The organism is Bifidobacterium felsineum (genome assembly GCF_002802915.1).
In the GTDB taxonomy this organism is placed as follows: Bacteria; Actinomycetota; Actinomycetes; order Actinomycetales; family Bifidobacteriaceae; genus Bifidobacterium; species Bifidobacterium felsineum.
In genome coordinates this window covers 307,655-324,131 of record NZ_PEBJ01000003.1, presented here as the reverse complement: position 1 = coordinate 324,131, position 16,477 = coordinate 307,655, and the positions used below count along the sequence as shown (strand labels likewise).

Annotated in this window: 9 protein-coding genes; 2 read left to right on the top strand and 7 right to left on the bottom strand. The window is 57.6% G+C overall.

Annotated features, from left to right (window positions below; genetic code table 11):
• Positions 1-241: 241 nt before the first annotated feature.
• Entirely contained in the window at positions 242-1,015 is a 774-nt protein-coding gene (locus tag CSQ86_RS07640) for a hypothetical protein (RefSeq protein WP_100494509.1), read from the bottom strand.
• Between the two features lie 431 nt (positions 1,016-1,446).
• Between CSQ86_RS07640 and rpoB the strand changes: the two genes are divergently transcribed.
• Positions 1,447-5,010, top strand: coding sequence for a DNA-directed RNA polymerase subunit beta (rpoB, locus tag CSQ86_RS07635; protein ID WP_100494508.1), 3,564 nt, complete (start codon positions 1,447-1,449; stop codon positions 5,008-5,010).
• A gap of 148 nt (positions 5,011-5,158) precedes the next feature.
• The gene (locus CSQ86_RS07630) at positions 5,159-9,202 is read left to right on the top strand and encodes a DNA-directed RNA polymerase subunit beta' (protein ID WP_100494507.1); all 4,044 of its coding nucleotides are present in this window, start codon (positions 5,159-5,161) and stop codon (positions 9,200-9,202) included.
• Between the two features lie 124 nt (positions 9,203-9,326).
• On the opposite strand, the gene CSQ86_RS07625 is transcribed toward CSQ86_RS07630, so the two are convergent.
• From CSQ86_RS07625 to CSQ86_RS07600, 6 genes are all read right to left on the bottom strand, one after another.
• Positions 9,327-10,028, bottom strand: a complete 702-nt coding sequence (locus tag CSQ86_RS07625; protein WP_100494506.1) for an FHA domain-containing protein — start codon at positions 10,026-10,028, stop codon at positions 9,327-9,329.
• An 18-nt stretch (positions 10,029-10,046) separates the two neighbouring features.
• Complete coding sequence (locus tag CSQ86_RS07620) at positions 10,047-10,601, bottom strand: variant leucine-rich repeat-containing protein (protein ID WP_100494505.1); 555 nt, start codon at positions 10,599-10,601, stop codon at positions 10,047-10,049.
• A 98-nt stretch (positions 10,602-10,699) separates the two neighbouring features.
• A complete protein-coding gene (locus tag CSQ86_RS07615) occupies positions 10,700-11,626 on the bottom strand; it encodes a PP2C family protein-serine/threonine phosphatase (RefSeq protein ID WP_100494504.1) in 927 nt (308 codons plus the stop codon).
• A complete protein-coding gene (locus CSQ86_RS07610) occupies positions 11,623-14,085 on the bottom strand; it encodes a transglutaminase TgpA family protein (protein ID WP_100494503.1) in 2,463 nt (820 codons plus the stop codon). The genes CSQ86_RS07615 and CSQ86_RS07610 overlap by 4 nt, the downstream gene beginning before the upstream one ends.
• On the bottom strand, positions 14,082-15,308 hold the full coding sequence (locus CSQ86_RS07605; protein WP_100494502.1) for a DUF58 domain-containing protein: 1,227 nt from the start codon (positions 15,306-15,308) through the stop codon (positions 14,082-14,084). The genes CSQ86_RS07610 and CSQ86_RS07605 overlap by 4 nt, the downstream gene beginning before the upstream one ends.
• Before the next feature lie 11 nt (positions 15,309-15,319).
• Positions 15,320-16,453, bottom strand: a complete 1,134-nt coding sequence (locus tag CSQ86_RS07600; RefSeq protein WP_100494501.1) for an AAA family ATPase — start codon at positions 16,451-16,453, stop codon at positions 15,320-15,322.
• Positions 16,454-16,477 lie beyond the last annotated feature (24 nt).

The window sequence follows — 16,477 nt, the reverse complement described above, 5'->3', positions numbered from 1 at the left end:
TTGTCTGATCGGATGATGCGGCGTGTGCCGCCCAGCATGATGACTGAATGATATTCTGACCTTTGTCGTCACGCAGCTCGCGGGAGTGATCCGGTATATTGGGTCTGATTGATGGAGGCTCTGCAGTTACGGAGTATGCTCCATATGACGATAACGACGGTATGTGTTTTGTCGAGCATCCTATGGGGCAGGCGTCCACGAGTGGAGGATGTCGCCGACATAGATAGGAAGGTATATATCGTCATACGGAGGTAGCGCGAGACTTGCTATGTCGGCGGGCTCGATTGTATCCGGCGAATCTCGTATGGGCCTGCCATATGTCCCATATCAGATAGACAGGTGCATTGCCGTTGTGCTCGATAGGTTTGATTATGCCGCGATGACCCCATGTTCTGATTGTGCCAGCTTTGATATCGATACCCCACGGTTTAAATAGACGGTGCAATTGAGCGGGCGTTCCCTTGACACCGCTCAACCTTAGGCGAAGCATGTCGAGCTCATGTATGTCCTTAACGCGGTGTGTGGTGCGGCAGCGAGAGCATTCCAGCCAGCCTCCAGCCAATTCCCTTTCATCAGCTCTCAGCTCGTAATTGCAGTCGGGACACCAACCGATCATGCGTGTGCTTTCAGGCGGGTTCAGCAGATAGACCAATCGTTCAACTAACTTGCATGCATTATTTGCAAGTTTCTGCACGGTGGAGACAGGCATCATATCTAGGAGTGAAAGATTATCGCGCACGTTTTTGAGCAATCTTGGTGTACTCAAGTTGTTGTAGGAAGAGTGTAATCCCATAAGACGAGCGATCTCCCGAGTAAATCTGTCGATGTCTTGCAGAAGTTGGAATGCATCCATATTCAGTGGTATGGAAGTTGTATCGAAACTGCTGTGTCTGTCGCTCATTTGTACATCTATAGAGACTTGTCGATTGGCAACCATATCTATGGCGGACCAGTTAATTTCCAAAGAACGTAGATCTTTTTGGAATTGGCGAGTACTTGTTTCTATGCCGGCCAAGACTAACCTCCTCGTTTTAAAAAAGATGGATTATTTAGTATGTCATTCGGATTCTTTGTTTCGTCTTATGTGGAGAGGACTTTTGCTGAATTACACAGCCAATTTTATCTAAATGATTTCACTGTCGATTGCGGGGAATTCGCTCCATTGTGAATCGATTTGTGAGATTTCGTGCACCTATAATCTAATCCGCTATAATCCGTGGGATATGAGGCATGAAAGTCTGTCTGACTTGCTGACTTATTCGGTAGGGGAGTGATGCCGGCAGGTAATGGGAATGTCGCCCCATATCGCTATTCTTTGTAATTTGCATGAGGTGTGTCATATTGCGGGCATGCCGTCGACAATGAAGCGTCCGCATAGGCATATGGTGGCCATGCGCGCGCTCCCAGGGGAATACCACAACTTTAGCGAGCGATAAGGAACGTCCATTGGCTAATACAGCTACGACGAACACCACTACCATCATCGCACGCGCCGACCAGCATGACATTGACCTGCACAAGGCGTCGGATCGCGTGAACTTCGGTTCCATCAAGGAGCCTATCGATGTGCCCTACCTGCTGGGCGTACAGACCGACAGCTTCGACTGGCTGATCGGCAACGAGCGCTGGAAGAAGCGCGTCGAGGAAGACGAGGCCAACGGCACCAACACCGTTGCCCACACTTCCGGTCTCGATGAGGTCTTCAACGAGATCTCCCCGATCGAGAACTTCGCCCAGACCATGTCTCTGACCTTCTCTGACCCGTACTTCGAGGAGCCTCGTCACACGGTCCAGGAGTGCAAGGAAAAGGATTACACCTACTCCGCACCGCTCTACGTGAACGCTGAGTTCGAGAACGGCGACACCGGCGAAATCAAGTCCCAGACCGTGTTCATGGGCGACTTCCCGCTGCAGACCCCGCACGGTACCTTCATCATCGGTGGTACCGAACGAGTCATCGTCTCCCAGCTCGTGCGCTCCCCGGGCGTCTACTTCGATCGTCAGCAGGACCGTACTTCCGACAAGGAAGTCTTCGGCGCCAAGATCATCCCGTCCCGTGGCGCATGGCTCGAGTTCGAGATCGATAAGAAGGATCAGCCGCAGGTGCGCGTGGACCGCAAGCGTAAGCAGTCCGCCATCGTGTTCCTGATGGCCATCGGCATGACCAAGCCGGAAATTGCCCAGGCCTTCAAGGACTGCCCGTTGGTACTTGACGCCCTGCAGCGCGAAACCCTGGAAACCCAGGACGAGGCTTTGGTCGACCTGTACCGCAAGATTCGCCCGGCCGACACCCCGACTCCGGAAGCCGGCAAGAACCTGCTGGACTCCTTCTACTTCAACACCAAGCGCTATGATCTGGCCCGCGTCGGCCGCTACAAGATCAACCGCAAGCTCGGTCTTGAGGCTGACTTCAACGATCGCTCCCTGCACCAGGAAGACATCATCGCCACCATCAAGTACCTGGTGGCCCTGCATGATGGTGCCAAGACCTTCGCAGGCACCCGCAACGGCGAGAACATCGACCTGCGCGTGGACGTGGACGATATCGATCACTTCGGCAACCGTCGTATCCGCCAGGTCGGCGAGCTGATTCAGAACCAGCTGCGCACCGGCCTGAGCCGTATGGAGCGCGTGGTCCGCGAGCGTATGACCACTCAGGACGCCGAGGCCATCACCCCGCAGTCCCTGATCAACATCCGACCGGTGAACGCCACCATCAAGGAGTTCTTCGGCACCTCCCAGCTCTCCCAGTTCATGGATCAGAACAACCCGCTCTCCGGTGTGACGAACAAGCGTCGTCTCTCCGCTCTGGGCCCCGGCGGTCTGTCCCGTGACCGTGCATCCATGGAAGTGCGAGACGTGCACCCGTCCCACTTCGGCCGTATGTGCCCGATTGAGTCTCCTGAAGGCCCGAACATCGGTCTTATCGGCTCCCTGGCAACCTTCGGCCGCGTGAACCCGTTCGGTTTCATCGAGACCCCGTACCGTAAGGTCGTCAACGGTCACGTCACCGACGAAGTCGAATACATGACCGCAGACCGCGATCTCGACCACGTCATCGCCCAGGCCAACCAGGAGCTCGACGAGAACGGCAACTTCGTGCAGAAGTCCGCACTTGCCCGAGTCGGCGAAGAAGAGGCAGTCGATGTGCCGGTGAGCTCCGTGGACTACATGGATGTCTCACCTCGCCAGATGGTCTCCCTCGGCGCCTCCCTGATTCCGTTCCTGGAGCACGATGAGGGCCACCGTGCACTGATGGGTACCAACATGCAGCGTCAGGCCGTGCCGCTGATCGAATCCGAGCGCCCGCTGGTGGGCACCGGCTCCGAATGGCGTGCCGCCAACGACTCCGGCGATGTGATCAAGGCCGAGAAGGACGGCGTGGTGACCTACGTCTCCGCCGACCTGATTCGCGTGATGAACGACGATGGCACCACCAGCTCCTACAAGCTGGCCAAGTTCCAGCGCTCCAACCAGACCACCTGCTACAACCAGCGCCCGATCGTGCACGACGGCGAGCGTGTGGAAGCCGGCTCGGTCATGGCTGACGGTCCGGCCATCCAGAATGGTGACCTGGCCCTGGGCAAGAATCTGCTCATCGCCTTCATGCCTTGGAACGGCTACAACTACGAGGATGCTGTGATTATCTCCCAGCGCCTCGTGCAGGATGACACCCTCTCCTCCATCCACATCGAGGAGTACGAGATCGACGCCCGCGAAACCAAGCTCGGCGCCGAGGAAATCACCCGCGACCTGCCGAACGTCGGTGAGGACGCAGTGGCCAACCTCGACGAGCGCGGCATCATCCGTATCGGTGCCGAAGTCGAAGCCGGCGACATCCTGGTCGGTAAGGTCACCCCGAAGGGCGAGACCGAGCTGACTCCGGAAGAGCGACTGCTGCGCGCCATCTTCGGCGAGAAGTCCCGCGAGGTGCGCGACACGTCCCTGCGTGTGCCTCACGGCGAGACCGGTACCGTTATCGGCGTCAAGGAAATCACCCGCGAGGATGCCGAGGAGGACGGCGATGAGCTGCCCAACGGCGTGAACCAGATGATTCGCGTCTACATCGCCCAGCACCGTAAGATCACTGTCGGCGATAAGCTTTCCGGCCGCCACGGCAACAAGGGCTGCATCTCCCGCATCCTGCCGGAAGAGGATATGCCGTTCCTTGCAGACGGTACTCCGGTCGACATCATGCTGAACCCGCTGGGTGTGCCTTCCCGAATGAACTTGGGCCAGGTGCTCGAGCTACACCTCGGCTGGATCGCTCACTCAGGTTGGGACATCTCCCTCGATCCGAACCTGGAAGCCGAGTGGAAGAAGCTGGTTCCGTCCGGTGCCGAAAAGGCCGAGCCGGGCACCCCGGTGGCAACTCCGGTGTTCGACGGTGTCAAGCCGGAAGTGCTGAAGGGCCTGCTGTCCACCACGCTGCCGAACCGCGATGGCGACCGCCTCGTGGGTCCCGACGGCAAGGCAACCCTGTTCGACGGTCGTACCGGCGAACCGTACACCAAGCCGATTTCCGTTGGCTACATGTACATGCTGAAGCTGCACCACCTGGTCGACGACAAGATCCACGCCCGCTCCACCGGTCCGTACTCCATGATCACCCAGCAGCCGCTCGGCGGTAAGGCCCAGTTCGGTGGCCAGCGCTTCGGTGAGATGGAAGTGTGGGCCCTCGAGGCCTACGGTGCTGCCTACACGCTGCACGAGATGATGACCACCAAGTCCGATGACGTCGACGGCCGCGTGCGCGTCTACGGCGCCATCGTGAAGGGCGAGAACCTGCCGCCGGCAGGCATCCCTGAGTCCTTCAAGGTGCTTCTCAAGGAAATGCAGTCCCTGTCCCTGAATGTCGAAGTGCTGAACGCCGAAGGCGTGGCCATCGACATGAAGGACGAGGAAGACGATCCGGTGAGCTCCGCCGACGATCTGGGCTTCAACATCGGTGCCCGCCCTGATGCGGCCGCCAAGGAAGACCAGAAGGCAGAAGAGCCCGAATACCAGTGATCCCACGGGTCGTAAGCCTGTTTGATTGGTCGGCCTCACGCTCAGTAAGAGCTGTTGAGGCCGGCGCAATCCAGCAGCATGCAAGGCATACGCAGGCTTACGACTCCACACAGCGTGAACGAAATTTTCAATAGAAACGGATTAATAAGTGCTGGACGTCAACGCATTTGACAAGCTTCGCATCGGCCTGGCCACCGCGGATGACATTCGCGGCTGGAGCCACGGCGAAGTCAAGAAGCCTGAAACCATCAATTACCGTACTCTGAAGCCTGAGAAGGACGGTCTGTTCGGTGAGCAGATCTTCGGTCCGACCCGTGACTGGGAGTGCGCCTGCGGTAAGTACAAGCGCGTGCGCTTCAAGGGCATCGTCTGCGAGCGATGCGGCGTCGAAGTGACCCGTTCCCGCGTTCGTCGTGAGCGCATGGGCCACATTGAATTGGCTGCACCGGTCACCCACATCTGGTTCTTCAAGGGTGTGCCTTCCCGCCTGGGCTACCTGCTGAACGTCACTCCAAAGGATCTGGAGCGCGTCATCTACTTCGCCTCCTACATGGTCACCGAAGTGGACGATGAGCAGCGCCACAACGATCTGCCTGGTCTGCAGGACGAGTTCGATTCCGAAATCTCCCGCCTTGAGCAGCGCCGTGACTCCGATATCGAAGCCCGCGCCAAGAAGGTGGAAGAGGATCTTGCCGCCCTCGAAGAGGCTGGCGAGGCCAAGGGTCCGGCCCGCGCCAAGCTGCGCAATGGCGCCGAGCGCGACATGGCCGCCATCCGTACCCGTTACAACGATCAAATCGCCCGCGTGGACGCCGTCTTCGACAAGTTCAAGAAGCTCAAGCCTGGCGACATGGTCGACGATGTCGATCTGTGGCGCGAAATGCAGGATCGCTACGGCGATTACTTCGACGGCTGCATGGGTGCCGAGGCCATCAAGAAGCGCCTGCAGTCCCTCGACCTCGAAGCCATCTCCAAGGAACTGCGCGAGGAGATCAAGGACGCTTCCGAGCAGCGTAAGACCAAGGCCCTGAAGCGCCTGAAGGTCGTCAACGCCTTCCTGACCACCGGCAACAAGCCGGAGGCCATGGTGCTCGACGTGATCCCGGTCATCCCGCCGGATCTGCGCCCGATGGTTCAGCTCGACGGTGGCCGCTTCGCCACCTCCGATCTGAACGATTTGTACCGTCGTGTGATCAACCGTAACAACCGACTGAAGCGACTGATCGAACTCGGCGCCCCGGAGATTATGCTCAACAACGAAAAGCGTATGCTCCAGGAAGCCGTTGACTCCCTGTTCGACAACGGCCGTCGTGGCCGCCCGGTCACCGGTGCCTCCAACCGTCCGCTCAAGTCCCTGTCCGACATGCTCAAGGGTAAGCAGGGTCGTTTCCGTCAGAACCTGCTCGGTAAGCGAGTCGATTACTCCGGCCGTTCCGTGATCGTCGTCGGCCCGTCTCTGCGCATGCACCAGTGCGGTCTGCCGAAGCCGATGGCACTCGAGCTGTTCAAGCCGTTCGTCATCAAGCGCCTCGTGGACTTGAACTACGCTCAGAACATGAAGTCCGCCAAGCGTCTCGTGGACCGTGGCGACTCCGAGGTGTGGGGCGTGCTCGAAGAGGTCATCTCCGAGCATCCGGTGCTCCTGAACCGTGCACCTACGCTGCACCGTCTGGGTATTCAGGCCTTCGAGCCGATCCTGGTGGAAGGCAAGGCCATCCACCTACCGCCGCTGGCCTGCGCCGCCTTCAACGCCGACTTCGATGGTGATCAGATGGCAGTCCACCTGCCGCTGTCCGCCGAAGCCCAGGCCGAAGCACGCTCCCTGATGATGGCTTCCGACAACATCCTGAAGCCGGCAGATGGCCACACCGTGACCATGCCGTCCCAGGATATGATCCTCGGTCTGTACTACCTCTCCACCGTGCTGGAAGGCGCCAAGGGCCAGGGCCGTGTGTTCTCCTCCCTCGAGGAAGCCGAAATGGCCCTCGATCTGCACGAGATCGACATGCAGGCCAAGGTGCTCATCCGCCTGCCGGAGAGCTTCGTACTGCCGAAGGATTGGGAGCCGGGCGAAGTCAAGGTGCTCGACCCGCGTGAAGGTGAGAGCGACGTTGCCAAGGAAGAGCGCTTCCACGACGGCAGCGTGCTGTTCGCCACCTCCTACGGCCGCATCCTGTTCAACCAGACCCTGCCGACCGACTACCCGTTCGTCAACGACCAGGTGGCCAAGGGCCGCCTGTCCAAGATCGTCGATGACATCGCCATGCGCTACTCCACCCAGCAGGTGGCAGTGACGCTCGATGCCTTGAAGGATCTCGGCTTCACCCGCGCACCGTGGTCCGGTGTGTCCTTCGCCTTCTCCGACGTGAATGAGCCGCCGGAGCGTGATCAGAAGATCGCTGAGTACGAGGCCAAGGCCGATAAGGTCAACGCCAACTATGAGATGGGTCTTTTGACCGAGGAGGCTCGCCGCCAGGAACTCATCGACCTGTGGACCGAGTGCACTGCTGAGGTCTCCAAGGAAGTCGAGGACAAGTTCGACCCGACCTCCAACCTGGCCATCATCGTGCAGTCTGGTGCACGAGGCAACATGATGCAGATCAACCAGATCGCAGGTATGCGAGGCCTCGTGGCAAACCCAAAGGGTGAGATCATTCCTCGTCCTGTGAAGTCCAACTATCGTGACGGCCTGTCCGTGCTGGAGTACTTCATCTCCCAGCACGGTGCACGTAAGGGTCTGGCAGATACCGCACTGCGTACCGCAGAATCCGGTTATCTGACCCGTCGTCTGGTGGACGTCTCCCAGGATGTGATCGTCCGTGAGGAAGACTGCGGCACCAAGGCCGGCCTGATGATCCGCGTGGCCGACCGCGACGCCGACGGCAACCTGACCCTCGTCAAGGCCGCTGACGGTGGCCCGTACTCCCGTCTGCTCGCCGCTGACGTCATCGACCCGGCTGACGGCAAGACCGTGCTGTACAAGCGTGACGACGCCTTGTCTATGGACGTGCTCAACGATCTCGTTGCCCACGGCGTCGAGGAAGTCAAGTGCCGTTCCGTGCTGACCTGCGAGTCCAAGCGCGGCGTGTGCGCCAAGTGCTACGGCTGGTCCCTGGCCACCAACACCCTGGTCGACGTTGGCGAGACCGTCGGTATCGTCGCCGCCCAGTCCATCGGTGAACCTGGTACCCAGCTGACGCTGCGTTCCTTCCACTCCGGTGGTGTGGCCGCCGCATCCGATATCACCCAGGGTCTTCCTCGTGTTACCGAGCTTTTCGAGGCTCGTACCCCGAAAGGCGAGGCTCCAATCACCGAATTCGCCGGCACCATCAAGATCGTGGAGAACGATCGTGGCCGCCAGATCATCCTGACCCCGGACGCCGATTCCGGCGCTCCGAAGGAAGACGGCGTCATCAAGCCGATCACCTACCAGGTATCCAAGCGCGTGCCGCTGAAGGTTGCCGATGGCGACCACATCAAGGTCGGCACCCAGCTGGTCGAAGGTTCCGTGGATCCGAAGAAGATCCTCACCATCCTCGGCAAGCGCGCCGCCCAGGTGAACATCGTGGAAGAAGTGCACACTGTGTACCGCTCCCAGGGCGTGGATATTCACGATAAGCACATCGAGGTCATCGTGCACCAGATGACCCGCCGCGTCACCATTATCGACTCCGGCGACACCGATCTGCTGCCTGGTGAACTGGTGGACAACGCACGCTTCCGCGAGATCAACCGCAACGTGGTCAAGAACGGCGGCAAGCCTGCCGTCGGCCGTCCGGCACTGATGGGTATCACCAAGGCCTCCCTGGCCACTGATTCCTGGCTGTCCGCCGCATCCTTCCAGGAGACCACCCGCGTGCTCACCGAAGCTGCACTCTCCGAGAAGGTCGATGACCTCAAGGGTCTCAAGGAGAACGTCATCATCGGTAAGCTCATCCCGGCTGGTACCGGTCTTGCCCGTTACCGCAACGCTGTGGTTGAGCCTGACAAGGCCATCCGCGACACCATCTACCCGAACTTCGGTCTGGGTGGCGACGGTGATCTTGGCGACGCGAACTTCTCCGACGCCGACCTGTCTGACCTGAACTTCTCGAACCTTGAGTTCGGCGATTTGAAGCTCGGCGACGACTTCAACCCTGACGACTTCTACTCCGATCAGGGCGGTCTGACCGACGGCGACGACCAGCAGTGAGTTGGTGTTAGCCCAGTAGCGTAAGGGGCTTGGAACGGATATCCGTTCCAAGCCCCTTTTCGTTTGCCGCGGTTGTTTGCTGCAGCCAGGCACTATTACTGTGCTTTCGCGTACTGCATCTGGCTTACTGCACTTGCTGCACCTGAGTCAACTCAAAGAACAAATCGCCCAATCGTATGGTGGTAGGTGGCGTCAGTTGCACAGGCGTGCCTTTAAGAACCTGAGTCTCCTGACCATCCTGAAGAATATACGTGCCATTGAGCGACCCATAATCCTCAATCCACAAAATGCCACTGGCATCGATGCTGATGGCTGCATGATTGCGTGACGTGGTGCGGGTCGGGTCCTCGATACGCGCGGCCTTGACCCCTTCAGGCACATCCAGTGAAGGTTTGCGGCCAAGAAGTGTGCTGGCATCGATGACGATGTCCTGGCCGGTCACATCGTTATGCAGACGATAGGTGGTGTGAGGTGTTTTGGCCGTGAATGATGAGGACAATACAGTACTGTCCCAATCCTGAATAGTGGCATCCTGCAGATTCTGCTCATCATCTGATGCTGCAGACGATGCCGGGGAAAGGCCGGAATCGTATCCCGGAAAAGAGAGAAACTCCGGGAATCCGGAATCGGTATGTTCCAAGGACACCGACTCCTGTGCGGCTGCTTTCGCCGGTTCGGTGGTATTCGCCTGGGCAGCGGTATGTGTTGCGGTTATCGCGGAGCTGACATGCTCAGCCGCTGGGCTCACCGCGCTTGAACCGTCCGACTGAGGGTCATCGGCATACCAACCAGGTTCCGGAGCCGGAGGATATGGCACAACGGACATTGCTACTCCCATTCGCTCTCATGATTGGCGGGACTGGCGGGAAGCCAATGCGGCGTCGATGGCCGGATCGTGAAGTTGACGCAGCCAATCCACTAGGGCCGGATACGTGTTGGGATTGCGGGCGATGCAGACGCGCAATTCCGGAGCATATTGGGCGATTTGAGCGATCTGCATCTGATCGGTTGTAGTCAACGCCTGTTCAGCCGTAAAACCGTACGGGTTGGTCGGTGTAGGCTCCGCAAATGCCGGAGTTTGCGAAACGGTTTGGGATACGGTCTCGGTTTGCTTAGTGGCAGCCTGCTCTGGAACAGACTGAGATTGAGTCTGCTCCGTAGTAGTCTGCGGCTGGATCGGACCTCCAATCGCATCGGCGGTGAACCCGATTTGCGCCAGCGTTTCACGGGCACGCGCGTCACCGAATTCAGCCAGCCAACGCTTCAGCCCTGGGTAGCAGCGAGGATTTACGGCAACATTGGCGCCGAATTCCGGGTTTTCGTAGGCGATTTTGGCGAGCAGAATCGGATCGGCGTTCGGGTCCTGCACTGCGGCTACGGCAGCATCGTAATCAACCATGAGCTTGTCTCCTTATATGACTTACCTTATGCGGTTTATGCGCGGTCTATGTTCGTGTGTTTATGTTTGTTTATGTCCGAGTGACTTTGCACGTATGTCTATGACTGCATTGCGCGAATGGTGCGCAACGTCTGCAATGTGGTGTCGTCGATGTCGCCCAGATCTTCTCCGTCACCGAGCCGGAATGCGCTGAAATCATGTTGTGCTGATTCGGCAACGGGCATATCCGCCACGATTACGGTGATATTGTCTCTGCCGCCGGCGTCAAGAGCCATCTTCACCAAGGCGTGCGCGGCATCTTGGGGATTGGCATGGGTGGCGGCTATGCCGGCGATATCATTGTCGGAGACTTCCCCGTACAGACCATCTGAGCAGATGATATACCGGCCGGTGAGATCGGCGACGTAGATGTCGGCATCGATGCCATCTGGATCGCCCAAACATTGGGTGATGATGTTGCGCGGTATCAGAACCTCGGCATCCTGCGGGGTGAGAAGACCCGCATCGATGGCCTCTTGCCTTTGCGAATGATCACGAGTGATGCGAATGAGCGAGGATGCATCCCAGAATGAGGGAGTCGAGACAATGTTCGATTCGGAAGCACTTTGCGGGCTGGAATGCTGCTGGGCATCGTGTTTCGGGCTGAGATGATACACGCGGGAATCACCGATATTCACCACATAGGTTTGTTGCATATCGCTTGTATTGCCGGTGGGAATGTGGGGCAGCACCAAACCGCTTATCGTGGTTCCTGCTACACCTCCCAGTCGTTGCCCCAGATTCAGAATCTGCCTGTGAGCATCGTGGAGCGCGGTTTGAATATCACGACGGTTGCGAACAGGTGAATCAGATAATGTGGCAAACCGTTGCACGGCAAGCTGACTCGCTTGCTCACCTCCGAGGCCTCCGCCCATGCCATCGCACACCAGGTAGACGCCTTGACGCGCCAGACCGGCATCCTGATTATTTCTGCGCCTAAGACCTGGATCACTGGTCATTGCCGCACGAATGAAACCGGTAATCATGATGTCTTCCCCTTATCGCATCGGCGTGTGGTCAGTCTGGTCGACGCGTTGCGCGGCGTCTCTGCGCGCGTCCTGCTGGTGTGCTTGTGTGCAAGTATACGCACGCCTCTCAGGGAAAGACGTGTGGCTATGCGCCGCAATCGAGGCAGCGAACGTAGCATTGATTTGCGTACTGCATCCACACGAGCCCAGTACCGGTTGGCTTGATGAGCGTCTATTGGCTGCCCGGAAAATGTGGCATAGTCGGCTTCCTGACTCAGGTCGCGCAGCGCATCGGCTGAAGTATCGAGTTGTTGTGCGATTGCAGCAGCTTGAGCGCGACGCGTGCCGGCTATTGATATGCCGCTTTGCATGGCTAATGCACACAGTGCATTCCACCCTGAAGCCACTCGGGTTTGAGGGGCTCCATACCTGCGGGCGCGTGCCAAAAGCAGCGCTTTGATCGACAAGATAACGCCGCAGATAAGCATGATCACCCATAATGGACTGCCATAGAGGACCACGGTTCGGGCCGTGCTCCAGAACCGAATCCATATGGGATTAGTTGCTTGGTCGTCGGCATCCGCTCCGGAGAGCGAGCTTTGGCCTTTTGCCTGTGCTTGGTCTCGCAATGGGTCGGTGAGTGGCACCGGTGGCTGACGGACCAAGGTCTGAGGATTCGGCGGCGTAAGATTCTGATCAGCATCAGGAAGTTTGGTCTCTTTGGGAGTGGGGTAGAAGGCCACCCAGCCAAGATTTTTGAGTTTGATTTCCACCCACGCGGCGATGTCGTTGCCGGTGAATTCGATTTCCGTGGCGTGGTCGGATGCGATTGTCGTTCGCGCGTCGGAAATGCTGCCATCATCATCTTTGGGAAGGAATCCCATAACCACACGTGAAGGCAGCCCCAATTCGCGTGCCATCAATGCCATAGCTGAAGCGTATTGTTCGGAATCGCCCACCATCGCAGTGCCAGACAACAGCTTATTGATGCGATAGTTGCCGTGCCCGGCCTGAGAAGGATAATCGCCCTGCAGCCCGTGGGAAAACCAACCTGAATCCTTCAGCGTGGTGGCTAATGCCTGGGCTGCGGCGCCACCGGATGCCTGACCGCCGGCAATCGCAGTGGCGAATTTGCTCACGGAATCAGGCACATCCTGCGCAGGAGGTTGACTGATGTGCGCGGCCGGCGCTTTGCTGACGGTGGTATTGCTGGGATTCGCGGGAATAATGCCCGACTCGGTGTATGTCATGCCGTTCCTGGTGCCGGAGGAAAAGATCGCGGAATCCGTGCCGCTGTTGTAATAGAACGTATCCGCATCATTATGCGCGGAGAATCGCACGCTTGTTGCTGCTCCAGCCAAGGGCAGCCAGGTATCGTTGAGGCCGTTATGCACGGTAAACGTTGCGGTAAACGATTTGCCATGTTCGTCGGTGGCGATTGATGTGCCGATTCTACGGTAGTTTGAGGAATCCGCGGCCTCGGTGGAATCGGAAAGATTCCAAACCGAACCATCAAAGCGGTCCATTACCGCCAATCTGACTGGGGTGCCAGCTGGAAGGTTCTTGACGGTGAGCAGCACATCGTCCTTGTGGTCTTTAATGTAGGAGCGCATGCCGCTTAATGGGCTTGTATAGTCATACGGACTGATTGGCGGGTCATAGAGGTCTCGCAGCACCAAGCGATGTTGCGGAATGAACCAGGTGCCGGCAAGTGCCGTTGCCATGGCGATTAACACGATGATGAGCGCGGAGAGCCAACGTCCCCATTCCATGAATCCCAATCGCCATGACATCCACACGATTAGCACTATGGTGAACGCCATGCCACTAGCAATTCGATGCCATCCCGTGCTGGTGCCCAACAGCGCGCATACGGCCATCGCCGCGCCAAGCGGCAGCGTGCTGAGCAGGGCAAGCCATGTATTTGGGTTGAAGACGAACAATCCTGCGAGGAATGAAAGCCATAGTCCTATGGTCCATGCAGCCATCAGACTGCCATCTGCAGCACCGATGGGAGGCTCAATGGAAATAAGGTATTTGAAAGATCCGAACGTTGCATTCCACCCCTGGCTCAGGGTCTCGAGACTGGGAATAACGTGGGCGATGGCGGTGGAGTTGAGTGCTATGACCGGTCCAATGATGAACTGTGACGTGGCAAGGAAAACAAGTTGCCACCATAGTCTCAGCACAGGTACCTGACCGGCGAGCGCGATAAGCGTTCCCAAGACCGCGGAGGGGAGTGCTGCCGCCATCCATGCCATCGGGGTGCCATACACATCAAGAAGATTGGATTGCGCAATCCACATGAGCAGCAGAATGATTGCAAGACTCATGAAATGCTTTGGCCATAGTCGCTGAGTGCTGTTGAATCCGTGCTGATCTCCGCGAGTCATCCAGACCACCGAATGGGTGGCATTGGCCCATGACCCTGTGACGGATGTGGCATTGAAAGAGGATTGCGAAACAACGTTGGTCATGCGAGCGCCTCCATGATAATGGGCAGGTCGTCAAGTTCTCCAACGGTGGCCAGCGTAAAATTGCTGAACTGCCTAATGACGCGATTGGCTCCAGAACAGACTTGCAGTACAACGCATCGTGAGGAGCGGGGGAGTGCCTTGGTCATCCGTTTGACAAGGTCAATGGCTTTCATCGAGCCTACGGTGAAGCAATAGAACGAAGCATCCGGCGCATGCCTCAGTGTGCTATCGGCAAGATTCGGCGGATCTTCTCGGTTAGGCACGATGCCACTGGCCTCATCGAGCAATTCCATGGCATTGCGTGGACGGTTGCATGATTGACCGGCATGCGTGTAGACCGGCCTGTTTTGAACCAGACATTGGACACCGATTGAGGCATGAGCGGAAACGGCTATTTCGAATTCCTCAGCCGAGGCATAGTCATCGGGATTGATGTCGAGAGTCAACGATGTATCGGTGCGCCTCGTGGCTTCATACTGACGAATCATCAGCGAGCCGGTTTTCGCGGAGCTCAACCAGTGCACATTGCGTACATCATCACCTGGCGTATATTCACGAAGACCATAGAAATCAAGGTCATCATCAACGATCTGGCCTGATGGTTGGCCCTCCAAATCTCTTGGAATGCCAGCATTCAGTGCGCTAAGACGCACGGTTTTGGGATGAATGAACACGGTGACCTGCTCAGCCAACTGCTTTTCATGACGAATAAAACCAAAGGGATCGCCTTTGCGAATATGCAAGGGCCCAATGGGAAGCACCGCTCGAGTAATGGTGCGGAACGCCAGTTCGGTGTGTTTGGATTGACCGGAGGCAAGCATTGGAATGGTAAAACGCTCATGGGCCTGTCCAATGGGCAGATCGCCGTGGGCATTGGTCGTTGCGGTTTTGCCGGTATTGCTTATTTCGACATTGATATTCACGCAGTCGCCAACGGTCACACGGCGTTGTGAAGCGCCGATATGCGCTTCAAAGCGAGTATTGCCCAGAGATAGGATGACGGCAGAGAACATCATCATTGCCGTCATCATGCCGAACACCAGCAGTTCAACCCATCCTAGGAGTGGAAAAAGCGCAAGACAGACCATTGATGCAATGCCGATGGCCCATCCCCAAGGAGAGACGTACGCGCTGAAAGCATGTCTGACGTGCTGGGCGGCGCGGCTGAGCCGACGTCCAGCACGTCGGCGTAACCGTGATGATGCAACGAGCGGAGTGGTCATCGTAATACCTTTCAGACTCCCATTCCCACGGTGGGGGCGGGAACATCTTCGAGGGTCTGCGCGATGAGATTTTCCGCTGTAGTGCCATCAAATGTGGCCTCTGGAGTGAGAACGATGCGGTGAGCGAGAACCGGTACGGCAAGATCCCTGATATCATCCGGAATCACGTAGGCTCGGCCATCGGCGGCAGCCCAAATTCTGGCACAACGGGTAAGCGCTAGCGCGCCGCGCATTGAGGCTCCTACCGTGATGCGCTCGTTATGCCTGGTCGCTTCGACCACACGCACGATGTATTCGCGGATGGCATCATCCACATAGATGCCGGTGGCGGTTTTGCGCAGACGAAGCACATCGTTACCCGTCAGCACCGGTGAGACGGTCTGTGCGCGATCAGTGACATCCACTTGCTTGAGGATATCTATTGAAACGTCATGGCTGGGGTAGCCGATGGACGTTTTCATGAGGAACCGGTCCATCTGTGCCTCTGGTAGAGCGTATGTGCCGAGTTGCTCAATGGGATTCTGCGTGGCGATTACCATGAACGGCTGAGGAACGTTATGCGTCTGGCCATCTACCGTAACCTTTTGTTCTTCCATGACTTCCAGCAGAGAGGACTGAGTCTTCGGCGAAGCGCGGTTGATTTCGTCAGCCAGAACGATGGACGCGAAGATAGGGCCGTCACGGAATTCGAATTCGCCGTGTTTCTGATCGTAATAGGTGATTCCCACTACGTCGGAGGGTAGAAGATCCGGTGTGAACTGAATGCGTTTGAAGCTGGCGTCAATGGAATTCGCAAGACCACGGGCAAGCTGTGTTTTGCCGGTGCCGGGATTGTCTTCGAGCAGCACATGCCCGCCTACCATCAACGCAGTGACGCATTGTTTGATGGGATTGGTTTTCCCAACGACCACCTGTGAGATATTGCGGACCAGATTATTGAAGGAGCGCTGGAACGCTTCGATTTGCGGTGAAGGCTGCGGCATCAGACCGGTGGTGATCGTTGTAGCCGACATGGCGGGAATTGCAGGAGCTACGGACTTGTCGGAATGGATGAATGGTCTGTGAGGAATATGGCCCAAATGGGTGCGGTCTGATAATTGGGTGGCGTCTGACAGCTGCGTCGCGTCATCGATATGCTCGCTCATGTTGTCTCCTATGATGTGGTCGAA